21 protein-coding genes are annotated in these 23,654 nt (G+C 61.4%); 9 read left to right on the plus strand and 12 right to left on the minus strand.

Annotation, left to right across the window (positions count from 1 at the left end; genetic code table 11):
* The first annotated feature begins 94 nt into the window (after positions 1-94).
* From trpC to lexA, 4 genes are all read left to right on the plus strand, one after another.
* Entirely contained in the window at positions 95-901 is an 807-nt protein-coding gene (gene trpC, locus QZ653_RS03040; protein ID WP_296417506.1) for an indole-3-glycerol phosphate synthase TrpC, read from the plus strand.
* The gene (gene moaC, locus QZ653_RS03045; protein ID WP_296417507.1) at positions 901-1,377 is read left to right on the plus strand and encodes a cyclic pyranopterin monophosphate synthase MoaC; all 477 of its coding nucleotides are present in this window, start codon (positions 901-903) and stop codon (positions 1,375-1,377) included. Before trpC ends, moaC begins: the two co-directional genes overlap by 1 nt.
* A complete protein-coding gene (glp, locus tag QZ653_RS03050; RefSeq protein WP_296417508.1) occupies positions 1,374-2,564 on the plus strand; it encodes a gephyrin-like molybdotransferase Glp in 1,191 nt (396 codons plus the stop codon). Before moaC ends, glp begins: the two co-directional genes overlap by 4 nt.
* Before the next feature lie 73 nt (positions 2,565-2,637).
* Positions 2,638-3,348, plus strand: a complete 711-nt coding sequence (gene lexA / locus QZ653_RS03055; protein WP_296417509.1) for a transcriptional repressor LexA — start codon at positions 2,638-2,640, stop codon at positions 3,346-3,348.
* On the opposite strand, the gene QZ653_RS03060 is transcribed toward lexA, so the two are convergent.
* Entirely contained in the window at positions 3,342-5,423 is a 2,082-nt protein-coding gene (locus QZ653_RS03060; protein WP_296417511.1) for a ComEC/Rec2 family competence protein, read from the minus strand. The genes lexA and QZ653_RS03060 overlap by 7 nt on opposite strands.
* A gap of 99 nt (positions 5,424-5,522) precedes the next feature.
* Between QZ653_RS03060 and gltX the strand changes: the two genes are divergently transcribed.
* The 4 genes from gltX (at position 5,523) to QZ653_RS03080 (ending at position 9,946) form a co-directional block, all read left to right on the plus strand.
* Positions 5,523-6,926 carry a glutamate--tRNA ligase gene (gltX, locus tag QZ653_RS03065; RefSeq protein ID WP_296417512.1) on the plus strand — a complete coding sequence of 468 codons (1,404 nt, stop codon included), beginning with the start codon at positions 5,523-5,525 and terminating at the stop codon, positions 6,924-6,926.
* A gap of 99 nt (positions 6,927-7,025) precedes the next feature.
* Positions 7,026-8,318: a citrate synthase gene (gltA, locus tag QZ653_RS03070; protein ID WP_296417513.1), complete on the plus strand. Its 1,293-nt coding sequence runs from the start codon at positions 7,026-7,028 to the stop codon at positions 8,316-8,318.
* Positions 8,319-8,375: 57 nt separating this feature from the next.
* A complete protein-coding gene (locus tag QZ653_RS03075; RefSeq protein ID WP_296417514.1) occupies positions 8,376-8,888 on the plus strand; it encodes a GNAT family N-acetyltransferase in 513 nt (170 codons plus the stop codon).
* 128 nt (positions 8,889-9,016) lie between these two features.
* The gene (locus QZ653_RS03080; RefSeq protein WP_296417515.1) at positions 9,017-9,946 is read left to right on the plus strand and encodes a calcium-binding protein; all 930 of its coding nucleotides are present in this window, start codon (positions 9,017-9,019) and stop codon (positions 9,944-9,946) included.
* Between the two features lie 6 nt (positions 9,947-9,952).
* Here QZ653_RS03080 and QZ653_RS03085 read toward each other — a convergent pair whose 3' ends face one another.
* The 10 genes from QZ653_RS03085 to QZ653_RS03130 all read right to left on the minus strand — a co-directional run bounded on the left by QZ653_RS03085 (position 9,953) and on the right by QZ653_RS03130 (position 21,365).
* A complete protein-coding gene (locus QZ653_RS03085) occupies positions 9,953-10,729 on the minus strand; it encodes an enoyl-CoA hydratase-related protein (RefSeq protein ID WP_296417516.1) in 777 nt (258 codons plus the stop codon).
* 85 nt (positions 10,730-10,814) lie between these two features.
* Positions 10,815-11,264: a cytochrome c-type biogenesis protein CcmH gene (locus tag QZ653_RS03090; protein WP_296417604.1), complete on the minus strand. Its 450-nt coding sequence runs from the start codon at positions 11,262-11,264 to the stop codon at positions 10,815-10,817.
* A gap of 8 nt (positions 11,265-11,272) precedes the next feature.
* Positions 11,273-13,321, minus strand: coding sequence for a heme lyase CcmF/NrfE family subunit (locus QZ653_RS03095; protein WP_296417517.1), 2,049 nt, complete (start codon positions 13,319-13,321; stop codon positions 11,273-11,275).
* 88 nt (positions 13,322-13,409) lie between these two features.
* Positions 13,410-13,970, minus strand: a complete 561-nt coding sequence (locus QZ653_RS03100) for a holin family protein (RefSeq protein WP_296417518.1) — start codon at positions 13,968-13,970, stop codon at positions 13,410-13,412.
* Entirely contained in the window at positions 13,961-14,572 is a 612-nt protein-coding gene (locus tag QZ653_RS03105; protein ID WP_296417519.1) for a holin-associated N-acetylmuramidase, read from the minus strand. The genes QZ653_RS03100 and QZ653_RS03105 overlap by 10 nt, the downstream gene beginning before the upstream one ends.
* Before the next feature lie 45 nt (positions 14,573-14,617).
* Entirely contained in the window at positions 14,618-15,088 is a 471-nt protein-coding gene (gene ccmE, locus QZ653_RS03110; RefSeq protein WP_296417520.1) for a cytochrome c maturation protein CcmE, read from the minus strand.
* A gap of 7 nt (positions 15,089-15,095) precedes the next feature.
* Positions 15,096-16,124, minus strand: a complete 1,029-nt coding sequence (argC, locus tag QZ653_RS03115) for an N-acetyl-gamma-glutamyl-phosphate reductase (protein WP_296417522.1) — start codon at positions 16,122-16,124, stop codon at positions 15,096-15,098.
* Between the two features lie 58 nt (positions 16,125-16,182).
* Entirely contained in the window at positions 16,183-16,992 is an 810-nt protein-coding gene (gene murI / locus QZ653_RS03120; protein ID WP_296417523.1) for a glutamate racemase, read from the minus strand.
* Between the two features lie 6 nt (positions 16,993-16,998).
* Complete coding sequence (locus QZ653_RS03125) at positions 16,999-17,883, minus strand: lysophospholipid acyltransferase family protein (protein ID WP_296417524.1); 885 nt, start codon at positions 17,881-17,883, stop codon at positions 16,999-17,001.
* A 68-nt stretch (positions 17,884-17,951) separates the two neighbouring features.
* Entirely contained in the window at positions 17,952-21,365 is a 3,414-nt protein-coding gene (locus QZ653_RS03130; protein ID WP_296417526.1) for an indolepyruvate ferredoxin oxidoreductase family protein, read from the minus strand.
* A 177-nt stretch (positions 21,366-21,542) separates the two neighbouring features.
* On the opposite strand from QZ653_RS03130, the gene QZ653_RS03135 reads away from it, so the two are divergent.
* Positions 21,543-22,448, plus strand: a complete 906-nt coding sequence (locus QZ653_RS03135; protein ID WP_296417527.1) for a LysR family transcriptional regulator — start codon at positions 21,543-21,545, stop codon at positions 22,446-22,448.
* On the opposite strand, the gene QZ653_RS03140 is transcribed toward QZ653_RS03135, so the two are convergent.
* A complete protein-coding gene (locus QZ653_RS03140; protein ID WP_296417528.1) occupies positions 22,445-23,359 on the minus strand; it encodes a glycosyltransferase family 32 protein in 915 nt (304 codons plus the stop codon). The two genes, QZ653_RS03135 and QZ653_RS03140, sit on opposite strands and share 4 nt — an antisense overlap.
* Positions 23,360-23,654: the final 295 nt, after the last annotated feature.

Here is a 23,654-nt window from a genome sequence, read left to right on the forward strand (position 1 = left end):
CCTCCGCCGGAGGCCAAATTTTCGCAGAAAATTTGCACCCCGCCCGCCGCAGGCGCGATTGCCTTTGGCCATCCGCACCGCTACCTATCCCTGCATGGATATTCTTGACAAAATCAAAGCCTACAAACTCGACCATATCGCGGCGTGCAAAGCCGACCGCCCCTTGGCCGATGTCGAGGCCGCCGCGCGGTCCGCTACCGCCCCGCGCAGCTTTGCCGATCGCCTCAGCGAGGCCAGCCGTGAAGGCTACGGCCTGATCGCGGAAATCAAAAAAGCCAGCCCCTCGAAGGGGCTGATCCGCGAAGATTTTGAACCGGCCAAACTGGCCGAGGCCTATGCCAGCGGCGGGGCCACCTGCCTGAGTGTGTTGACCGACGGGCCCAGTTTTCAGGGTGCCGATGAGTACCTGACCCAAGCGCGCGACGCCTGTGACCTGCCCGCCCTGCGCAAGGATTTCATGTATGACACCTATCAGGTGGCCGAAGCCCGCGCCTTGGGCGCCGACGCCATCCTGATCATCCTCGCCTCCGTCGAGGACACCCAAGCCGCAGAGCTTGAGGCCGCGGCGTTCGACTGGGGCATGGATGTCCTGCTTGAGGTTCACAACGAAGAAGAACTTGAACGCGCCTGCCATCTCAAATCGCCGCTCATGGGGATCAACAACCGCAACCTCAAGACATTCGAGACGACATTGGACACGACCCGCACCCTGTCCAAACAGGTGCCTGCGGATCGGCTGATTGTCTGCGAAAGCGGTCTGAACACCCCCGATGATCTGGCCGATATGGCCCGCTACGGCGCGCGCACCTTCCTTATTGGCGAAAGCCTGATGCGGCAGGATGATGTGGCCGCAGCCACCCGCAACCTGCTGGCCAATCCGGTGACCATGGGCGGCATGTGATGGCAGACCGGCTGAGCCATTTTGACGGGGCCGGACAGGCGCATATGGTCGATGTGTCGGACAAAGCGGTCACGGACCGCATTGCCGTGGCCGAGGCCTGGGTCAGGATGACCCCACAGACCCTCGCGCATGTGACCGCCGGGACCGCCAAAAAGGGCGACGTCTTGGGCATCGCGCGGATCGCGGGCATTCAGGGGGCCAAGAAAACCTCAGACCTGATCCCGCTCTGCCACCCGCTGCCAATCACCAAAGTCGCCCTCGACCTTGTGCCAGACGACACCCTCCCCGGCGTGCGTATCTCGGCTACAGTCAAGACAACGGGCCAGACCGGCGTGGAAATGGAAGCCCTCACCGCTGCCTCCACTGCCGCGCTGACGATCTACGACATGCTCAAGGCCGTGCAAAAAGACATGGACATCGGCGGCCTGCGCGTCACCCTCAAAGACGGCGGCAAATCTGGCCGGTTTGAGGGATGATCTCCGTCGACGCCGCACAGGCGCTGTGTTTGGGGTTGGTGCGCGCGGGCGAGGCAGAGGTTGTTGACCTTGCCGATGCCCTGGGCCGCGTTTTGGCCGCCCCCCTGAGAGCCAAACGGGACCAGCCGCCGTTTTCAGCCTCGGCCATGGATGGCTATGCGGTTCAAAGCGGCCAAGCGACGACAGGCAGCACCTTTGATGTCATCGGGGAAGCCGCCGCCGGGCATGGATGGGACGGGCATGTAGGCCCCGGACAGGCCGTGCGAATTTTCACCGGCGCGCCGGTGCCTGACGGGGCAACCCGTGTGATTATTCAGGAAAACGTGACCCGCAACGGCGATCAGATTACCCTCACGGAACCCCTGAAAGACAACATCAATATCCGCCCGCAAGGCGCTGATTTTACACGTGACTTCACCCTCGACGCCCCCCGCGCGCTGACCTCTGCCGATCTTGCGCTGATAGCTGCGATGAACCATGCGCGTGTCGCGGTCATCCGCCGCCCCAAGGTCGCGCTGATCTCAACCGGCGATGAACTTTTGATGCCGGGGGGGGATCCGGGGCCGGATCAGATCATCGCCTCGAACGTCTTCGCGCTGCAGGCTATGCTGGCCCAAACCGGGGCCGAGGCGCATGTCCTGCCCATCGCGCCCGACACGCCTGAGGCGCTGGACACGACCTTGGCGCAGGCCGCAGATTGGGGGGCGGATATCATCGTCACCATCGGCGGCGCGTCGGTGGGCGATCATGACCTTGTGGCCCCTGCCCTCGACCGCTTTGGCGTCACCCGCAGTTTTCACAAAATCGCCATGCGGCCGGGCAAGCCGCTGATGGCGGGTGCCAAGGGCCGCGTCGCCTTTCTTGGCCTGCCGGGAAATCCCGTGTCGGCGGTGGTCTGTGGCCATTTGTTTTTGCTGCCGATGGTGCGGCGCGCGCTGGGGCTGGATGATGTGCTGCCCCCTGCGCTGACCGCCCGCCTGACCGCTCCGCTTCCGGCTGGTGGGCCCCGCGCCCACTACATGCGCGCGCGCTTTGACGAGGGGGATGCCGCGCGGCAGGTCACCGCCTTTGATCGTCAGGACAGTTCCATGTTGACGGTGCTGGCCGAGGCGAATTGCCTGCTGCTGCGCCCCATTGATGACGCGCCCAAGGCGGCCGGCGATGCTGTGACGATCTATCCGATCTGAAACAGAACATATTGACACAAAACAAGAACACCAGTAGAACATCCCGAACCACAGCTGTTGAGGGAGAGGGCGCATGCTCACCAAGAAGCAACTTGATCTACTGGAATTCATCCATAAGCGCGTGCAGCGTGACGGGGTGCCGCCCAGCTTTGATGAGATGAAGGAAGCCCTTGATCTGCGGTCCAAATCCGGCATCCACCGGCTGATCACAGCCTTGGAGGAACGCGGGTTTATCCGCCGTCTGGCGCACCGTGCGCGGGCGCTGGAGATTGTAAAACTGCCCGACGCGCTTGAGGCGAAGCTGGGCGGCGCGCCTGCCCCATCGGGGTTCACGCCCAAGGTGATTGACGGCGACCGGCCCGACAGCCGTCCCGCGGCGGCACAACCGCTGGAAAACGGTGGCGCAATTGAACTGCCCGTCATGGGCCGGATCGCTGCCGGTGTGCCCATCGCCGCCATCTCAGAGGTCAGCCGCAACGTGGCCGTGCCTGCCGCCATGGTCGGCAAAGGCGATCACTACGCGCTTGAAGTCAAAGGCGACTCCATGATCGACGCGGGCATCAACGACGGTGACGTGGTCATCATTCGTGAGACGCAAACAGCCGACAACGGCGACATCGTCGTGGCGCTGGTCGAAGACGCAGAAGCCACGTTGAAACGGTATCGCCGCAACGGCAATGCCATAGCACTTGAGGCGGCGAACCCGGCCTATGAAACCCGGCTGTTCCGGGATGATCAGGTGAAGGTTCAGGGCCGCTTGGTCGGGCTGATCCGGTCCTACTGAAGCCGAGCCAGCGCGCGGGTCAGCGGGCTGTCCCGCTGACGCACCTCGCGCGCGTTCCACAGCCTGTCGCCCGTGCGGTCGCGCACTGTTTCGAGGCGCAGGCGCCCGTCCTCCACCCACCCTGCAACAGCGCCGGTCTGGCGCAAACGGCGGATGTCAAACAGGGTGCAGCCTGCGGGGGCGCTGTGGTCTTGGTTGGTGATGAGGATATCCGCGCCGCCACAGCCTGACACCTCGGCCAGCGCCGTTTTACCCCTGATGTTGATGACCTCGGTCCGGCCAAGGGTGGCACGGATGATGCGGCCGTCTTCGTCCAGCCCTGCCCGCGCATAGGCATCTTCTTGGGGCACCGGCGCACCGTCGTTTTCCAGCCAGCTGCCCGCCGCGAAACTTTCCCCGCGCGCCTTGGACACCGCGCGGCCCTCTTGCGTCATCACCCCGATCAGCGATCCGCTGTCCGCAATCAACAGGTCGGGCCGTTCGGCCACCTGCCACAGCGCAAACCCCAGCATCAGCGGCACGAGACCGGCCCAACGGGCCGACCCGCGCCACAAGATTACGGCCAATCCCCCCACGGCGATCAGCACCAAGACCTCCGGCCCCGGTGTCACCACATGGCGCAGGCTGCCGCCCAAACCGGTTACAAAATGCGCCACGCCCAAAATCCAGCTGAGGCCAAAATCCATCAGCCACAGGCCGATCCCCTCAAGACCCACGGGCCACAGGACCGTGGCCAGCACCGCCGAGGGCATCACGAGCGTGCCCATAAGCGGCACGCTCAGCAGGTTGGCAATCAGCCCGTATTGGGCGATCTGGTTGAAATGGAACGCGGCGATGGGGGCTGTGGCCAGCCCTGCCACCAGCGACGACACCACCACGGCCCCCACAGGGCGCAGCCAGCGGGGCACAGCGTCCATGGGCACATGGCGCATCCCTGAAAACACCGCCACAAGGGCGGTGGTCGCGGCAAAGGACATCTGGAAGCCGGGACCGAACAGCGCCTCTGGCCGCAGGATCAGCACAAGAATGGCGGCGATGGCCACCGCCCGCAGGGTCAGTGCGCGCCTGTCGCACAGCACCGCCACCAACATCACCGCCACCATGATGAACGCCCGTTGCGTGGCGATATTCCCTCCCGACAAAGCCAGATAGCAGGCCGCGACGATCAAGGCCGCGATGGCTGCGATTTTCTTGGTCGGGAACCGCAGCGCCACGCGCGGGAAAAGTGCCAGACCGTAGCGCACCAGCCCAAAGATGAAGGCCGCCAGAATGCCCATGTGCATCCCCGAAATCGCCAGCAAATGCGCAAGATTGGACGCCCTGAGCGCCGCCAGCGACGCCTGCCCCATGGCGCTTCGGTCGCCGGTCATGATGGCGGCGGCAAAGGCACCGGCCTCCCCCTCCATGCGCGCCTGCACGCCTTGGCTGATCGCCACCCTTTGGCGGTAGACCCACAGGCCCGCAGCCCCGTCAGATGCGGGCCGCGCCAGCAACACCGGCGTGCGCGTGTAGCCCACAGCGCCCAAGCCCTGAAACCATGCCATACGTTGAAAATCGAAGCCCCCCGGCTCCACAGGGCCTGAGGGCGGCGACAGGTGCCCTGTCAGGATGACGGTCTGGCCCGGCTCAGGGGTGATAAAGCCCTGTTCACCATGCAAGGACACGCGTACCTTGGCGGGTGTGCGGCGCGGGTCCATCCGTTCGAGGACCACGCGGTCAAGGGTCAGGCGCACGGCCTCGGATTGGGAGCGGTCGATGGCCACGATGCGGCCTTCGATGGCGCCGTAGTACCGAAAGCCCAGCACCGGTTCGGCCACCATATGCGCACGCACGCCAGCCAGACCGAACCCGCCCGCAATCAGCGCCAGCGCCACCACCGTGATGCGCAGGCCCTCAGGCAGCCAGCGCTGCACGACCCAAACGACCAAAGCGCAGACCAACAGCGTGGCGGACGCGGCTAAGGGCGGCTCAAATTTAAGCCCGAAATAGAGAGCAATTCCGACAGACAGCCCGATGGGCGTCCACAGGAACAGATGGTCCCGTTGGGCAGCAATCTGTCCCAGCATGGCCTGCATCTCTTGTCCTCCGACGGCGGGCTTAGTATCTGCGGCGCAACGTCCGGCCCCGTGCGGCCCCAACTTCACCATTTTGTAGTTAGCAAAAGGTTAATTTTCATGTCCGATCGCCCCGTCGTCACCCGTTTCGCCCCCTCGCCTACGGGTGCCCTGCATATCGGCGGCGCCCGCACGGCGCTGTTCAACTGGCTGTATGCCCGTGGTCGGGGCGGCAAGTTCCTTTTGCGGATCGAGGACACGGACAAAGCCCGATCCACTGATGAAAACCGTCAGGCTATTCTGGACGGGCTGACGTGGCTGGGTCTGGACTGGGACGGCGCGCCCACATCGCAGGCCGCCAATGCCGACCGCCATGCCGAGGTCGCGCGGCACATGCTGGCGGATGGCACGGCCTACAAATGTTTCTCAACCCAGGACGAAATCGAGGCCTTTCGCGAAGAGGCGCGCGCCAACAAAACCTCCACCCTGTTCCGGTCCCCGTGGCGCGATGTGCCTGATGCAGACCACCCCGACGCGCCATACGTCATTCGCGTCAAGGCCCCCCGTGAGGGGTCTGTCACCTTGCATGACGAAGTGCAGGGCGACGTGACCTACCAGAACGACCAGTTGGACGACATGGTGCTGCTGCGCTCGGACGGCTCGCCTGTGTATATGCTGGCCGTGGTGGTCGATGACCATGATATGGGCGTGACCCACGTGGTGCGCGGCGACGACCATCTGGCCAATGCCTTCCGCCAGAACCTGATTTACGACGCCATGGGCTGGGACAAACCCGTGCTGGCGCATATCCCGCTGATTTTCGGGCCCGACGGCAAGAAACTGTCGAAGCGGCACGGGGCCACGGGGGCGGCTGAATATCAGGCCATGGGCTATCCTGCGGCGGGGATGCGCAATTACCTCACGCGGTTGGGATGGTCGCACGGGGATGACGAATTCTTCACCGATGAACAGGCGCGGGACTGGTTTGATCTGGACGGGATCGGCAAGTCCCCGGCGCGGTTCGACACCAAAAAGCTGGAAAATCTGTGCGGCCAGCATATTGCCGCCGCAGAGGATGCTGCACTGCTGCATGAGGTGGAGGGCTATCTGGCCGCCACCGACCAGCCTGCCCTTACGTCACCACAACGTGACGGAATGTTGAAAGCCATGCCGAGCCTGAAGGAACGGTCGAAGACCTTCCCGGAACTTCTTGATAAGGCTCACTTTGTTCTCACATCCCGCCCTATTGTGCCAGATGAAAAAGCAGCCAAGGCGCTGGATGATGTACACAAAGGTATACTGGCGGAATTGACGCCGCAGTTGCAAACTGGTAGCTGGACGCGAGACGACCTCGAAGGGATCGTGGGCGCCCTTGCAGAGGCCCATGACACCAAACTTGGCAAACTGGCCGGACCGCTGCGCGCGGCGCTGGCAGGGCGCGCGGTGTCCCCTTCGGTCTTTGACATGATGCTGGTCCTTGGGCGGGACGAAACCATCGCCCGGATCAAGGACGCAACCGTCTGAAACCAAATGCTAACACGTGACTGTTAGCGCGGATCAGACGCAGATTTGACGACGTTGCGGGGTTCGCGCCCTGTTGCGTGCCTAGAAAGGGAAAAACACATGGCTGACCAGAAAACAGCAACGCTGACCATTGATGGTAAATCCTACGAATTGCCGATCCACTCCCCCACTGCGGGGCCTGACGTGATCGACATTCGCAAACTCTACGGTCAGGCTGGTGTGTTCACCTACGATCCGGGCTTTACGTCCACTGCCGCCTGCGACAGCACCATCACCTTTATTGATGGCGACAAAGGTGAACTGCTGCACCGTGGCTATCCCATCGACCAACTGGCGTCCGACAGCCATTACCTTGAGGTGTGCTATGCGCTGCTGTACGGCGAACTGCCGTCAGCTGAGGAGTTGGAGAAGTTCGAAAGCCTCGTGACCAATCACACGATGTTGCACGAACAGATGGCCAATTTCTTCCGTGGATTCCGCCGCGATGCGCACCCGATGGCCATTATGGTCGGCGTCGTGGGCGCCATGTCCGCGTTCTATCACGACAGCACCGACATCAACGACCCCCACCAGCGTGAGGTCGCAACGATCCGCCTGATCGCCAAGATGCCGACGATCGCCGCGTGGGCCTATAAATACACCATTGGCCAGCCGTTCGTCTATCCGCGCAACGATCTGGACTATGCGTCCAACTTCCTGCGGATGTGTTTTGCGGTGCCTGCAGAAGATTACGAAGTGAACCCGATCCTCGCCCGCGCCATGGACCGGATTTTCACGCTGCATGCCGATCACGAACAGAATGCCTCGACTTCGACCGTGCGGTTGGCGTCCTCCTCGGGTGCAAACCCCTTTGCGTGTATCGCCGCTGGCATCGCCTGCCTGTGGGGTCCGGCCCACGGTGGCGCGAACCAGGCCTGTCTGGAGATGCTCAAGGAAATCGGCACACCAGACCGGATCCCCGAATTTATCGCCCGTGCCAAGGACAAGAACGACAGCTACCGTCTGATGGGCTTCGGCCACCGCGTTTACAAAAACCACGATCCGCGCGCGACGGTGATGAAACAATCCGCCGACGAGGTTCTGGAACTGCTCGGGGTTGAGGACAATCCACTGTTGCAAGTCGCGATCGAGCTTGAAAAGCAGGCCTTGGCCGACCCCTATTTCGCCGAGAAAAAGCTGTTCCCGAACGTCGATTTCTATTCAGGCATCATTCTTGAGGCGATGGGCTTTCCCACGTCCATGTTCACACCGATCTTTGCCCTGGCCCGCACCGTGGGCTGGATTTCCCAGTGGAAAGAACAGCTTGACGATCCGCAACTGAAAATCGGCCGCCCGCGTCAGCTGTATTGCGGCATGACCGCGCGCGATTACGTGGACATCGAAAAGCGCTAATCGACGCTGGATTTCGGATCAAAGGCCCTTCAGGATCACCCTTGGAGGGCCTTTTTCATGATCAAGACCAAACGCCTGATCCTGCGCGAACCGCGCGCGTCGGATATCGACGCCATGTTCGCCGCCTATTCCGATCCCGAAGCCATGCGGTACTGGTCCACGCCCCCCCACGCGACGGCGGATGTGACGCAAAAGATCCTGGACGGTCGCATCGCCCACTGGGCCGAGGCGCCGGTGAATTTCCAGATCGAGATGGGCGGCGACTACATCGGCAACGCCGGAAATTACGCCCGTAACGAGGTGGGGTTCATGCTGCGCCGACCGTTCTGGCGTCAGGGAATTGTGTCAGAGGCGATGACAGCCATTCTGCCCCACATCTGGGCGGTAACCGATCATGACCATCTGTTCGCCGACGCCGACCCGGACAATGCGGCGTCTTGCGGGCTGCTGCGCGCCTTGGGATTTCGCGAAACCCACCGCGCACGCAATACCTTCTGCATCGACGGTGTATGGGTCCACAGCGTGTATTTCCGGCTTGATCGACCGCCCCCCGACCCCGACGCGGCATGAGGGTTCTCGCTGAATATCCCTGAGGCTAACCGTGCGACGTCGAAACGAAGTGTTTCCAAAACGTCTTATTGTTTGTCCGAAATCATGGTTAATATCGCCCCGAACCCTGACAGCGTGAGGACAGGTCTATGGAATTGCTGTTTCTTCTGGCCAGCATCGGACTGCTGTCCTTGCTGGACATCGGCGGCCGGTCCTCAGGCGACGATGACGGCCCTGACGGCGAAACCCTGAACGGCACGGACAGGTACGACACACTTTCGGGAACCGAAGGCGACGATCTGATCACCGGCTTTGCGGGATTTGACGACATAACGGCGGCGGGCGGCGATGACACGGTCTATGGCGGGTTGGGCAAGGATTTGCTGCAGGGCGAACGCGGCGACGACACCCTTTTTGGCGAAGACTGGAACGATGGCCTGTTCGGTGGTGCCGGCGATGACACCCTTTCCGGAGGGTCTGGCAACGACCTGCTGGTGGGCGGAACCGGTAATGACGTGCTGGACGGGGGGACAGGCAATGACGATCTGTTCGGCAGTTCGGGGTCGGATACCCTCACGGGGGGCGCAGGCGACGATACGCTTGCGGGCTCCGATCTGTTTACGCGTGATCTGACTGCACAGGACTACCGCGACCTGCGGGCGGGTGAATTGAACCGCGATGAGGACGGCGAGATCGTTTTCGACTTTTTCGCCATCACGGGGGCCCCTGAAACACCAGCCGCCGACACGCTTTATGGGGGGGATGGTAATGACACGCTTGCCCTTGGCACCGCCGATGAGGCGTTCGGCGGCGCGGGGGAGGATGACTTTATCGTCGGAGACTGGATCGACCCCGCGCGCGCGGCCACCGTCATTCGTGATTTCGACACCGCCGAAGACGTTCTGGTGGTCGCCCTGGCGGATAACGCGGCCGACGCACCGGTGGATATCATCGACGACGGCGACGGGATGGAGGTGCAGATCAACGGACGTACCATCGTGCGCGTCGAAGGCACCTTTGACAGTGTGGACGGGCTGGGGGGCAGCCTGATCACGACCACCTACACCCCTGTCCCGTAACTGCGATCAACGACCCTGATAGCGCGCAGGTCGTTTTTGCAAAAAGGCCATGACGCCTTCCTGAAAATCGCGGGTCTTGCCGCATTCGCCTTGCAGGCGCGCCTCGATGGCCAGTTGTTCATCCAAGGTGTGTTCGAACGATCCGCGCAGCGCCTGTTTGATCCGGACGTAGGCTGCGGTCGGGCCTTGCGCCAAATGCAGCGCACGTGATGCGACATGTGTGTCAAAGTCGGCCATCGGAACGGCCTCGAAAATCATGCCCCAGTCGGCGGCCTGACGGCCTGTGATCTTGTCACCGAACAGGGCCGCCCCCATGGCCTTGGCCGCCCCCATCTGACGGGGCAGAAAGTAGGTGCCACCTGCATCGGGGATCAGGCCGATGCGGGTGAAGGCCTGGATGAAGTAAGCCTCCTCCGCCGCAATAACCACATCTGCGCAAAGCGCCAGATTGGCCCCGGCCCCTGCTGCGGCCCCGTGCACGGCGCTGATCGTGGGAATTTTACATTCCGCAATCGCGCGCAACATGGGCACATATTCATCACGCAACGTCCGTTCCAGATCAAGATTTGTGGCATTGCCGCTGTCGCCCAGATCCTGCCCCGAACAAAACGCATCGCCCGCCCCGCCCAGTATCAACACCCGCGCCTCTTTTTCCGCCGCTTTGACGGCGTGCACAATTTCGGCCCGCATCTGCACATTCAGCGCGTTTTTCAATTCGGGCCGGTTCAGGGTCAGGGTGGCGACGTTGTTTTTGATCTCAAGGGAGATGGCGGCATATTCCATGGGGCGTCCTTCCGGGTGGCTTCGGGGATACCCTAGTGAACTGCACGGTTTAGAAAAGCCCAAACGTGCCGTCACTTACGGGGCATCAGGAGTTCAGGATGTCATCAAGGCGCGCCTGTTCGTCTGCACTCAGCGCATCGGGGACAGGCGCTGCGGCGCGGCCCCGCACGGTGACAAAGGCCACGCCGCCTGCCAGCACCAGCATGAATGGCGCGGCCAGCCACAGCAGGATATTCGCCCCTTCGACCTTGGGGTTCAGCAAGATGTAGTCACCGTAGCGATCGACCAGAAATTGCAGCGCTTCGGCGTCGGTGTCACCGGCCACAAGCCGTTCGCGCAACAACAGCCGTAAATCGCGGCTGATGGCGGCGTTGCTTTCGTCAATGCTTTCGTTGCGGCACACGGGACAGCGCAGCCCCTCGGACAGCGCCCGCGCCCGTTGTTCCAGCACCGGATCGTCAAGGATTTCATCCGGCTGCACGGCCACCACAGTGGTCGCCCACAGCAGCACCAGACCTGTCGCCAACGCGCGCATCATCCCCGTCATTCCGCAGGCACCGGTTTTGCGCGGCCGGTTTTAGCCGCCCCTGCTGCCACGCGCAGCCGCCGGTCGGTTAACGAAATCAGCCCCCCCAGCGCCATCAGGATCGACCCGCCCCATATCCAGTTCGCGAAAGGTTTGACGTAGGTCCGCACGGCGTATCCGCCGCCGTCCTGCGCATCGCCCAAGGTCACATAGACATCACGCAGAAGCCCGTTGCGAATTCCGGCCTCCGTCGTGGGCATTTGTGCGACAGGATAGAACCGTTTTTCGGGAAAGACCTGCCCGACCTGCCGCCCGTTGCGGTAGACGATGATATCCGCGCCCTCGCCCACGAAATTCGGGCCCTCGATCTGCCGGACGTCCGCCAGTTCCACCTCGTGTATGCCGATGGCCCAGCGGTCACCAACCTGCGCCACGCGGATGTCTTCATCCTCCCATGCCAGCAATGCAGCCACCGCAAAAACGGTGATCCCCATGCCCGCATGTGCGGTGAACTTTCCCCAATCTGCACGTGGCAGGCGGCGCAGGCGGCCCAACCGGTCCGCCAGCCCCCCGCGCCCCGTGCGCAGTGCCAGATCAACGGCAGCACCGCCCACGACCCATGCGCCCAAGACAACACCGACCGGCCCCAGCGCGGACCGCCCGGTCTGCATCGCAAACGCAAGTGCGCCCAAGGCCATCGCCAAAATCGCAACCGGCATCATGGCTTTTGCAGCCTTGGCCAGTGACCCGCGTTTCCATGCCAGAACCGACCCGATGGGCAAGATGATCGACAGCGCCACAAAGAACGGCGTAAAGGCCGCGTCAAAGAACGGCGGCCCGACGGAGACCTGTTCAGGCCGGTCAAACAGCCCGATGGTGTAGAACGGGTTGGCGATGCTGGACCCGGCCACAGTCCACCGTGCATTGGTTGAGGCCAGTTCGATCACCAACGGCCAGATCGTCCCCACAAACACCACAAAGGCCGACACCGCCAGCAGTACGTTATTGGCCACCAGCGCGGTTTCACGGCTGACGCTGCCAAAGACGCCTTTGGCTTCCATGGCAGAGGCACGCAGCGCAAACAGCAGCAGACCACCGCCGGTGAAAACCAGCAGAATCATCAGGATGAACACACCCCGTTCGGGATCATTCGCAAAGGCATGGACCGATGTCAGGACACCAGACCGGACGATAAACGTCCCCAGCAGAGAGAACCCGAAAGCCAGGATCGCCAACAGGATCGTCCAGGCCTTCAAGCTTTCGCGTTTTTCGACCACGATGGCGCTGTGCAACAAAGCCGCCGCCAACAGCCATGGCATGAAAGACGCATTTTCCACAGGATCCCAGAACCAGAAACCGCCCCAGCCCAATTCGTAATAGGCCCACCACGACCCCAGTGCGATGCCCACCGTCAGAAACAGCCACGCCGCCAGCGTCCATGGCCGCACCCAGCGGCCCCATGCGGCGTCCACGCGACCCTCAAGCAAGGCGGCGATGGCAAAGCTGAACGACATCGACAGGCCCACATAGCCCAAATACAAAAACGGCGGATGAAATGCCAAACCGGGGTCCTGCAACAGCGGGTTCAGGTCACGCCCGTCAAAGGGGGGAAAGTCCAGCCGTTCAAACGGGTTCGAGGTAAAGAGGATAAAGGCATAGAACGCCACACTGACCGCCGCCTGCACGCCCAGCACCCGTGCACGCAGCGACGCTGGCAAATTGCCGCCAAACCAGCTGGCGCAGGCCCCGAACAGCACCAAAATCAGCAGCCAAAGCAGCATGGATCCTTCGTGATTGCCCCACACGCCGGTGACTTTATACAGCATCGGCTTGTCCGAATGGCTGTTGGCCACCACCAGTTTCAGTGAAAAATCGGAGACGACGAAGGCATAGGTCAGCGCCGCGAAACTGGCCCCGACAAGGATAAACTGAACCGTCGCCGCAGGGTCGGCCGTGGCCATCCACCCGCGCCAGCCCTTATGGGCGCCAACCAGTGGCACGACCATCTGCGCAACCCCAATGAGGGCCGCCAGAATCAACGCAAAATGTCCAAGCTCTGTGATCATGCCCCAAGTATAGACCCCTTGGGATGGGCTGCCAGCGAAACCGCCCCTCCGAACGGGTCGGAGGGGCGGTCATATGGTCACGGCTCGGTCAGGTCGCGGGTTTCGTCGCCGCCCATTCGGCAAGTGCGGGGTTGTTCGACGGCGCTTGAGGCGCGGCGACCTCGACCGGCTCCGGTGCATCGGCCTGCAATGCCTCGAGCGCTTTGGTGTTTTCCACCACCGTCGGCACCCGCGCCATGGTTTGCGCGATGGAGCGTTGAAAATCCTGACTGTGCGCCTGATGCCGTGCACCAAAATAGAACGACACAATCGCCCCCATCAGCCACCACAGCGGGTCCGGCACCAGTGCGATGCCCTGCATCCGGCTGGCAAACCAGACCGGATCAACCATGGCGACGATGAACAACCCGATGGTGCCGAAAGCCAGAAAGGGGCGCGGCAGCCGGTTCAGGCCATCCATCAGCCGGTCAAACCAGCCCCGTCGTTCAACCATGAATTCGGCGGCATATTGTTGCATTGCCTGCTGTTTGACCGCAGCCTCGCGCACGCCGGCATTCTCGGCGTTCTCGCGAAAGACCTGTGCCGTCTCGACAATCACATTGCGCCCGCCGCCGAAAATAGCGCCGAAAATCCGGTCGATCAGCCCCATTTTGCGGTCCTTTCACGATGCTCGGCCTCGGTCAGGTGAAACCGCGGCGCGATGAACTCCTCCGCGCGCACGATCCACCCGCCCTTGCCGCCGTCACGACGGCGCGCATATTTGCGGCTGGCCGGACGACCGTCAGCAAGCGAATAATAATAGTTGCGCCGTGCAATGCCGTAGGCATCCACAAAATGGTCGGGGGCCGCAGCCATTCCCTGACGGGTCGCCGCAATCGTTTGTGGCCCGATCAGCCCGTCCACGCTGACCTCGATGCGCATGTCCCGCAGCAAACGCTGCAAAATGCGCACCGCATTGGTGCCCGCGTTTACATACATGTCAAACACCGTCGCATGAAGCGGTGCAGGCAACTCCGCGATGCGCGGCCGGTCGAAATAATGATCCATAAAGATCGCCACCGCCTGGGTCCGGCTCAGCACCCGCACGTCCTGCGCATCCACATCCCCGTCACGATCCAGATCAAGACCCAGACGACGCATGGTGTGAATGGTCACCCCGTGGTTCGTGGCCCCGCCCGGATCATCGGGATCATTCACGTAGCCGCCCTCGCGGGCCACTATACCTTCGGCAATTTCCTCAACATCGTACATTCCGGCACCCCCATGTGTGTGGACACAAAGGGTGCTGGGAATTGGTTAACCGGTGGTGGTGGCACCGTCCGCTGTGTTAACCTCTGGCTCACAGAAATTCTGGGCCTCGTGCATGTTCTCGACCTCGGCGGGCATGTAGGTCTCATCGTGTTTGGCAAGAATTTCAACAGCTTCAAAGGTGCCGTTCACGTAACGCCCCTGCCCGACCATGCCTTGGCCTTCCTCAAACAGGTCCGGCAAAATGCCCTCGTAGGTTACGGGCACCGCGTGAAAGCAATCTGTCACAACAAAGCTGACCTGCGTGCCTTCCCCCCGGCGGATCGAATCCTCGGCGACCATCCCGCCGATGCGGAACAACTCCGTCTCGGACGGGGGCGTCTCGACAATCTCGGACGGCGACCGGAAATAGTTGATCCCGTCACGCAACGCATAGCCGATGATGCCTGTGGACAGCGCGAGGGCCACAAAGGCCACAATGATAATCTGGATACGACGTTGTTTCTTGAGCGATTTCATAAGCGCCTCACGGGAAAAGCGGCGCCAACATCAGCCCCGCCGTCTCCTGCTCACCTAACATCAGATTGGCGTTCTGCAAGGCTTGTCCCGATGAACCTTTCGTCAGGTTATCGAGGGCCGCGACCACAATCGCGCGTCCCTTCCGCCGGTCGGCCACAACGCCAACGTGACAGAAATTCGACCCGCGAATGTGGCGGATACTGGGATGTTCACCGAAGGGCAGAACCTCCAAGAACGGCTCGCCCTCATAGGCGGTTTCCAACGTCTTATGAAGGGCTTGCGCGTCACCCTTCACGTAGACCGTCGCCAAAATGCCGCGGTTGGCGGGGATCAGATGGGGCGTAAACTGCACCTCCACGGGCCGCCCGGCGAGCGCTGAAAATTCCTGATCGAATTCACCCAAATGCCGGTGCGTGCCGCCCACAGCGTAGGCATGGGCCCCTTCTGACAATTCCGCATGCAGCAGGTTTTCCTTCAAAGACCGCCCCGCGCCGGACACCGCACAGGCCAGATCGAGAATAATCTCATCGAGATCAATAACCCCCGCCGCGATCAGCGGACGTAGCGCAAATTGCCCCGTTGCGGCATTGCAGCCCGTACCGGCCACCAGCCGTGCCGCCGCGATGTCCTCGCGGTAGAACTCGGTCAGGCCGTAGACGGCCTCCTTTTGCAACTCGGGCGCTGCGTGGGGATTGCCGTACCACTTTTCGTAGGCTGCCACATCGCGCAGCCGGAAATCCGCGCTGAGGTCAACGATTTTCAAATCACGCGGCAGTTTGGCGATCACCTCCTGGCTGGTTTTGTGCGGCAAAGCGCAGAACGCCAGATCAATACCGGTGAAATCCATATCCTCGATGGTGGTCAACACGGGCAGGTCCAGATGGCGCAAATGCGGGAACACCTGGGCCATAGCCATGCCCGCTTTGGAATTGCCCGACAGGGCTGCCACCTCCATCGACGGGTGACCTGCGATCAGCCGCACAAGTTCCGCGCCGGTATAGCCAGAGGCGCCCAGAATGGCGATTTTGTAAGTCATTTCAATCTCCTTGCCCTAAAATTCCGACATTTTAGGGGCTTGTCCAAATCACACGAAATTAAGCCGCTTCAAATGTGATTTCTCGTCGCAAGAATTGCACAGCACGCTGGCTGACCTGCCGAGGGTCGCCGGACGTCAGGAACTTGGACGTTCCCGCCCCCGCCATCTCGGGCCGCCGGTCCAAATAATCCGCGAGGCTTTCCGCCACCAGATCGGCCTGCGAAAACACTTTTACGTCCGCGCCCAAGGCATCCTGAAACTGCGACTGCATCAGCGGATAATGCGTGCAGCCCAAGATCGCCGCATCGGGGTTCGGCATCTTGCGTTTCAATGCGTCCACATGGGACCGCACCAGCGCATCGGCCAGAATCATATCTCCGTCTTCGATGGCATCGACAACACCGCCGCAGGCCTGCGCCTCGACGTCCACGCCCACCGCACGGAACGCCAGTTCCCGCTGGAAGGCCCGCGATGACACCGTTGCAGGCGTGGCAAACAGCGCCACATGTTTCACACCGACCTCTCGCGGGGGGGAATTGTCGCCCCACGACCGTTCGGTCAGCGCCTCGATCAGGGGTACGAAGACGCCCAAGACGCGCTTGCCCTCGGGCACCCAGCCCTCTTGCATGCGACGCAGGGCTGCGGCAGAGGCCGTGTTGCAGGCCAAAATGACCAGATCACAGCCCGCATCAAACAATGCCTGCGTGGCCTTGGTCGTCAGGTCATAAATGTCGTCTGCCGTGCGCACGCCGTAGGGCGCATGGGCGCTGTCCGCGTAGTAAACAAACGGCACATCCGGCAGGCGCTTTTGCACGGCATCCAGCACAGTCAGTCCGCCCAAGCCGCTGTCGAAAATACCCACTGCCATGTCGATCTAACCTGTCTTTTTGTACCGCGCCTCAAACTCCCGGCCCAACCCGGTCGTTTTTATCGGCTTTGGCGACAAGTCATAAGTGGCTTTGCGCAGGAAATCCATGCAGCTTTTGGGGTCGGACTTGTGGGCGTCCAAATCCGCCTTCGGAATGGGCTTACCGATGACGATGTTCACATCAGACCCGACGCGCGCGCGAAATTCGCGGATCAGCAACCCCATGCGCAGGGTCTGCGACACTTGGCTGGCCAGCTGGAACAGACGGCTGTTGGACCCGTCAAAGAAGACAGGCACAACCGTAGCACCACTTTTGGACACCATTTTGGCGGTGAAATTACGCCACTGCGGGTCCAGCGGCGTTGAAAACGCGCGGGCCGAGGTGCTGACCGTGCCGCCCGGAAACACCCCCATAGCGCCGCCTTCGGCCAGATACCGCAACGCATCGCGCCGCGTCTCAAGGTTGAGTTTTGCGGCTTCTTTGGTGTCATCGAACGAAATGGGCAGGATCACGCGGTCCAGATCGGCGGATTTGCGAAACACCGAATTGGCGAGAATCCTGAAATCCCCGCCCCGACGTTCAGACAAAATGCGCCCCAGCATCAGCCCGTCCAGAATGCCGTAGGGATGGTTCGCCACCAAAATCAAAGGCCCCTCAGTGGGAATATGATCCAGCGATCCGCCAACCACATTCAGCCGCAGCTTGAACCGGTCGCACATGACGGCCCAGAAATCCGCACCCTCCGCGACTTCGGCGTCATAGCCTTTGGCTTTGCGGATCAAACGCAAGCGGCCGGTGGAATTCTCCATCACCCGAATAACCGCCCGCGCGCGGCGGCTTGCCCCAGAATGGGCGTAGGAAATATCGCGGGCGATGTGGCGTGTCGTCATGGTGTTCCTCGGGCTGCGCGTCATTTAGGCGGTCCATTGATGAATATCCAGCGGATGTAACAGTCAGATTACTCCGCTGCCGCACGGGTTTCGGGCGCCCGCAGTACCGCCAACAACTCCTCCCGCCGTTTGGCCGCCTTGGCTGCGTTGGCCAGCTTCACCGGACCAAAGCCACGGATATCCAGCGGCAAGCGCGCCAGAGCAATCGCGGCCTCGGCGGTATCTGGGCGCATAATGCGCAGCACCTCGGCCATGTCGGCCTCATACTCCGCGATCAGCGCCCGTTCCATCCGGCGTTCATCCGTGCGCCCGAAGACATCCCACCGCGTGCCGCGCAGACGTTTCAGCCGTGCGAGCAGCGGGAACAGCCGCGCGGTCAGTTTGGGCATGGCAAATTTGCGCGGCCGCCCGTTTGACCCCATGGGTGACATCATCGGCGGGGCCAGATGGTGGGTCAGTTTCAGATCACCGTCAAATTCGGCCGCCGCCTTGGCGCGGGTGTCCACCAACAGCCGCGCAACCTCATATTCGTCTTTGTAGGACAACAGCTTATGGTATCCCAGGGCCACTGCTTCCCGCAGGTCATCGTCAAACTGCGCCACAAAATCGCTGTACCGTTTGGCGTAATCCGCATCTTGATATTGGGTCAGATGGTCGACCCGGAAGGCGATTTTTTCGTCCAGAGTTTTGGGCTTTTCAACCACCACCGGGTTCAGGACCGAGGCTGCCTGATCAGGAAACGCCACCGCCCAGCGGCCATATTCAAACGCCTGTTTGTTGCGCTCAACTGCTGTGCCGTTCAATTCAATCGCGCGCAAGATCGCGTCAAACGACACAGGGACAGCACCTTGCTGCCATGCGGCGCCAAAGATCATCATGTTGGAATAGATCGCATCCCCCATCAGCGCGCGCGCAAGATCCGACGCGTCAAACATCACCAACCCATCCTTCAGGCGTGCCTGCAACGTCAATGCCAGCCGGTCTGCGGGGAGTTTGAATTCCGTGTCCCGCGTGAAATCGCCGGTGATGATCTCATGGGCGTTGACCACACCTTTGGTGCGGCCCGTGGTCATCAGACCCAGCGTTTTGGCCCCGGCAGAGACGACCAAATCGCCACCAATCAACGTGTCACATTCCCCCGTAGATACACGGATCGCATTGATATCGCTTGCGTTCTCAGCCAAGCGGCAATGGATGTGCACCGCGCCGCCCTTTTGCGCCAGCCCTGCCATTTCCATCATACCGGCGGCCTTGCCGTCCACGTGCGCGGCCATGGCCAGCACTGCGCCGATGGTCACAACACCCGTGCCGCCCACCCCGGTGATCACGACGTTATGGGTGCCTTGAATGGTCGGCAATACGGGGTCCGGCAGCTCCGGCACCTCCACTGCGGTGGTGGCTGCCTTTTTCATCACCGCCCCTTCGACGGTCACAAAGGACGGGCAAAACCCGTTGACGCAGGAAAAGTCCTTGTTGCACGACGACTGGTCAATCGCCCGTTTGCGGCCCAGTTCCGTTTCAACGGGCACGATGGACACGCAATTGGATTGCACCCCGCAATCGCCGCAGCCTTCACAGACGTCGGTGTTGATAAACACCCGTTTGTCAGGGTCGGGAAACTGGCCGCGCTTGCGGCGGCGGCGCTTTTCGGCGGCACAGGTTTGCACATAAACAAGGACCGATACGCCCTTGATCTTGCTCATCTTCTTTTGAACGTCATCCAGCCGGTCACGGGTGGCAATCGACACGGCGGCGGGAATTTTCGAAAGGTCCAAACCCTCTTTGGGATCATGCACCAGATGGACGTTTTGCACCCCCATAGCCAACACCTCACGGCAAATCTGGTCGGCGGTCAGCCCGCCGTCATTGCCCTGCCCGCCGGTCATGGCCACCGCGTCGTTGTACAGCACTTTATAGGTGATGTTCGTGCCCGCCATCAGCGCAAAGCGGATGGCCTGCACGCCGGAGTGGTTGTACGTCCCGTCGCCCAAATTCTGGAACACATGGTCGCGGGTGGAAAACGGCGCCTCGCCCACCCAATTGGCCCCCTCGCCACCCATCTGTGTGGACCCGATCGTGTCGCGGTCCATCCATTGCACCATGTAGTGACAGCCGATGCCCGCATAAGCGCGGTCGCCCTCGGGCACGCGGGTTGAGGAATTGTGCGGACAGCCCGAACAGAAATAGGGCAGCCGTGCCGCGATTTCCTCGGCGTTGTCGGCGCGTTTGGCCTCTGCCAGCTTGGCCAGCCCGCCCTCAATCGCGTCGGTGCCGCAGCCCTCTTCGATCAGAATCGCGCCCAGCTTTTCGGCGATCCACACGGGATCAAGGGCATAGCGCGTGGGGAACAATTCAACCTGTCGGCCATTTTCCCAACTGTCGCCCTTGTGCCAGCCATAGACCCGCCGGCCGCCTCGGTCGTCAAAAATGGCTTCCTTAATCTGCACTTCGATCAGCTTGCGCTTTTCTTCGACCACGACGATTAAATCCAGATCGGCCGCCCAGTCGTGAAAACTCTCAGCATCCAACGGCCAGACCTGCCCCACCTTGTAGGTGGTGATGCCCAGCCGCGCGGCCTCGGCCTCATCCACGCCCAACAGGGACAGCGCATGGTTAAGGTCCAGCCAGTTCTTGCCCGCCGCCACAAACCCGATCTTCGCGCCCTGTTTGGGCCAGACCACCTTGTCGATCCCGTTGGCGCGGGCAAAGGCCTCAGCGGCAAAGCGTTTGTGGTCAATCATCCGCGCCTCTTGTGCGACGGGGGTGTCCACGACACGGATGTGCAACCCGTCCTCGGGCATCTCAAACTCAGGGTCTTCAAAAGACAAACGGTGCGGGTCGCCATTCACCACCGATGTGACCTCGATGGTGTCTTTCATGGTCTTCAGCCCCACCCAGACACCGGCAAACCGCGACAGCGCGTAGGCGTAAAGGCCCATGTCCAACACCTCCTGCACGCCAGCGGGCGACACGATCGGCATATAGGCATCGACCATGGCCCAATCGGACTGGTGCAGGGTGGTGGAACTTTCGCCCGTGTGATCATCGCCCATGGCCATAACCACGCCCCCATGGGGCGATGTGCCCGCCATATTGGCATGCCGCATCACATCGCCGGACCGGTCCACACCTGGCCCCTTGCCGTACCACAGACCAAAGACACCATCATGGGTGCCTTCCCCGCGCATCTGCGCCTGTTGCGTGCCCCACAGGGCTGTGGCCGCCAGATCCTCGTTCAATCCAGGCTGAAATTTTACATCCGCCTCCGCCAGCTGTTTGGCCGCCCTCTCCATCTGCATGTCCACGGCCCCCAAGGGCGAACCGCGATAGCCCGTGACATAACCCGCCGTGTTCAGACCCGCCGCGTCGTCCCGCGCTTTTTGCATCAACATCAACCGGACAAGGGCCTGTGTGCCGTTCAGCAGCACCTGATCCTTCTCCAGATCGAACCGATCATTCAACGTAATATCCTGTCGGGTCATACAGCACCTCCCAATGCCTGATGTCGCGGCGCGGGTCCCGCCGCCTCCCCTCACCTTAGGTCAACAATTCTGACCTACAAAGCGAATTTTGGCCTGACATCACGAACTGAAACAGACATAAGGGGCGCGCAAGAGATGTAAAAATGTGAGCGGTACCAGATGCAACAAGGCTATCCGATGGACTGGGACAAGTTACGAATCTTTCACGCTGTGGCCGCCGCCGGTTCGCTGACACATGCGGGCGATATCCTGCATCTGTCGCAATCCGCCGTCTCCCGCCAGATCCGCGCGCTGGAGGAATCACTGTCCACCGTGCTGTTTCATCGTCACGCCCGTGGGCTGATCCTCACTGAACAGGGGGAACTGCTGTTCGACGCCACCAAATCCATGTCCCGCCGTCTGGATGCCGCCTCTGCGCGGATCAAGGACAGTGCGGAGGAGGTTTTTGGCGAACTCAAAGTCACCACAACCACCGGCTTCGGCACCCTCTGGCTGGCCCCGCGCCTGCCTGCGCTTTATGAAAAATACCCCGATCTCAACATCGACCTGATGTTGGAGGAACGCGTACTGGACCTGCCCATGCGCGAAGCAGACGTCGCCATCCGCATGAAAGAACCCTCACAGGCAGATCTTATCCGCAAGAAACTGATGTCCGTGCGCATGCGCCTTTATGCGTCGCAAGAGTATCTGGACGCCTCAGGGACCCTTGATCAGATCGAGGACATCGGCCAGCACCGCCTGATCTGTCAGGCCCCCAGCGCGTTTCAGGTCTCTGCCGGGGCCACGTTGACGCAACATCTGCTCAGCTATGACAAACCGCGCCTTTTGCATATGAACAACTACTTCGGGGTGTTGCAGGGTGTGCTCAGCAACCTCGGCATCGGTGTATTGCCCGATTACGTGACCGAAGACTTCCCTGCCCTCGTGCGCGTGCTGCCCGATCTGGAAAGCGGCGAAGTTCCGGTGTTCCTCGCCTATCCGGAAGAATTGCGTCAATCCAAACGCATCATGGCCTTCCGCGATTTTGTGCAGGACGAAATCATCGCCCACCGCAAACGCATCCGCGACGCAGCCTCCGGCTAGGCGACTTTGGCCTGACAGTCCTCGTAAAGTTTCACAAAACCGGGACGGTCCATATAAAGCGGCTTACGTTTGCCCAATTCGACCAGTTGGGCATGCATGCCATGGGCATTCACAAACCGCCGCAGCACGTGGACAAAACGGGGCCGCAACTCGGGCGGAAATCCATCCCAGTTGGGCTCAAGCCCGCGCATGACCCCGAAATTCTGGATAATGCGCCACGATGACGCGCTGTCGTCCACGGTGTGTTCAAACAGCGGCTCATCCCCCACCAGTTCGGTGTTGTAGCGTTTGTAGACGCGGCTTTGCCACAGCTTCACGACGCTGTCCTCGCCCATCTCCTTGATCAGTCGGGCCAGCATATAGGGCCCGGCAAACTCCATGACCTGATAGACATCCGTCTTGTCGCGCAGGTTGCGCGCGGTGCCTTCCATCATCGCACGGGCCAGCGGCGACTTGGGCGGCATGTACAAAAACCCGTTCATCACATCGCCCCGTTTGATCAGGCGGCGGCGGTTGTCGCGGAACACAATCACCGGCTTGTCGCCCGTCAGGGGGCGCAAATCCCCCACGGGCAGCGTGTCTGCATCAATGTACCAGCCGCCATAGGCATAAAGCGCGGCCATGCGCACGATGTCGGACCGGCAGGCAGGAATCCAGATATCGTCATAGGCCGCAGCGATCTCGGGCCAGTCGCGCGCCAACAGGTCGCGCCCGAATTCATCCGTCATCAGCGCAAAGGTCCAGTCAGGGTATGCGTCCATCGCAAACCGGATATTATCGTGAAACCGGTCCGACAGCGTATCCAGATTGTCCCAGAAATAGAACAGGTTAGGTGTGGATGTGTCCAGCAACCCCGCCTCTTGGTCCAAGTTGGACAGGATGGACCCGTCCTTCAAATCCAGTTTTGTCATGATACGCCTTTTGCCCGTGATCGGCCTTGCCAGCCGTTATCTGTTTTGCAAAGACTAGCCGCGAAACCCGCACCCGGCAAGCGCCGGATTTGCACGCTAAGGGCGATCTCGCCCGTATATTATCAACCCGCCGTCGTGACCCATGTGCCACATGCATAGCGGCATTGCACTACATCTGGTGTATAAAGCTTGATCGACTCACGCCAGCCACTTATTTCATCAGTCATGAGGCGACACGTTCGCTTTATACCTCCCTGTTGGACTTTGCCGGGCCTTGTGCCCGGCTTTTCTTTTT

The organism is Pseudooctadecabacter sp., from assembly GCF_020627745.1.
GTDB lineage: Bacteria > Pseudomonadota > Alphaproteobacteria > Rhodobacterales > Rhodobacteraceae > Octadecabacter.

Coding starts and splice junctions, on each gene's coding strand:
- trpC (WP_296417506.1), top strand. CDS start 95: ATGGATATTCTTGACAAAATCAAAGCCTACAAACTCGACCATATCGCG.
- moaC (WP_296417507.1), top strand. CDS start 901: ATGGCAGACCGGCTGAGCCATTTTGACGGGGCCGGACAGGCGCATATG.
- glp (WP_296417508.1), top strand. CDS start 1,374: ATGATCTCCGTCGACGCCGCACAGGCGCTGTGTTTGGGGTTGGTGCGC.
- lexA (WP_296417509.1), top strand. CDS start 2,638: ATGCTCACCAAGAAGCAACTTGATCTACTGGAATTCATCCATAAGCGC.
- QZ653_RS03060 (WP_296417511.1), bottom strand. CDS start 5,423: ATGCAGGCCATGCTGGGACAGATTGCTGCCCAACGGGACCATCTGTTC.
- gltX (WP_296417512.1), top strand. CDS start 5,523: ATGTCCGATCGCCCCGTCGTCACCCGTTTCGCCCCCTCGCCTACGGGT.
- gltA (WP_296417513.1), top strand. CDS start 7,026: ATGGCTGACCAGAAAACAGCAACGCTGACCATTGATGGTAAATCCTAC.
- QZ653_RS03075 (WP_296417514.1), top strand. CDS start 8,376: ATGATCAAGACCAAACGCCTGATCCTGCGCGAACCGCGCGCGTCGGAT.
- QZ653_RS03080 (WP_296417515.1), top strand. CDS start 9,017: ATGGAATTGCTGTTTCTTCTGGCCAGCATCGGACTGCTGTCCTTGCTG.
- QZ653_RS03085 (WP_296417516.1), bottom strand. CDS start 10,729: ATGGAATATGCCGCCATCTCCCTTGAGATCAAAAACAACGTCGCCACC.
- QZ653_RS03090 (WP_296417604.1), bottom strand. CDS start 11,264: ATGCGCGCGTTGGCGACAGGTCTGGTGCTGCTGTGGGCGACCACTGTG.
- QZ653_RS03095 (WP_296417517.1), bottom strand. CDS start 13,321: ATGATCACAGAGCTTGGACATTTTGCGTTGATTCTGGCGGCCCTCATT.
- QZ653_RS03100 (WP_296417518.1), bottom strand. CDS start 13,970: ATGGGGCTGATCGACCGGATTTTCGGCGCTATTTTCGGCGGCGGGCGC.
- QZ653_RS03105 (WP_296417519.1), bottom strand. CDS start 14,572: ATGTACGATGTTGAGGAAATTGCCGAAGGTATAGTGGCCCGCGAGGGC.
- ccmE (WP_296417520.1), bottom strand. CDS start 15,088: ATGAAATCGCTCAAGAAACAACGTCGTATCCAGATTATCATTGTGGCC.
- argC (WP_296417522.1), bottom strand. CDS start 16,124: ATGACTTACAAAATCGCCATTCTGGGCGCCTCTGGCTATACCGGCGCG.
- murI (WP_296417523.1), bottom strand. CDS start 16,992: ATGGCAGTGGGTATTTTCGACAGCGGCTTGGGCGGACTGACTGTGCTG.
- QZ653_RS03125 (WP_296417524.1), bottom strand. CDS start 17,883: ATGACGACACGCCACATCGCCCGCGATATTTCCTACGCCCATTCTGGG.
- QZ653_RS03130 (WP_296417526.1), bottom strand. CDS start 21,365: ATGACCCGACAGGATATTACGTTGAATGATCGGTTCGATCTGGAGAAG.
- QZ653_RS03135 (WP_296417527.1), top strand. CDS start 21,543: ATGGACTGGGACAAGTTACGAATCTTTCACGCTGTGGCCGCCGCCGGT.
- QZ653_RS03140 (WP_296417528.1), bottom strand. CDS start 23,359: ATGACAAAACTGGATTTGAAGGACGGGTCCATCCTGTCCAACTTGGAC.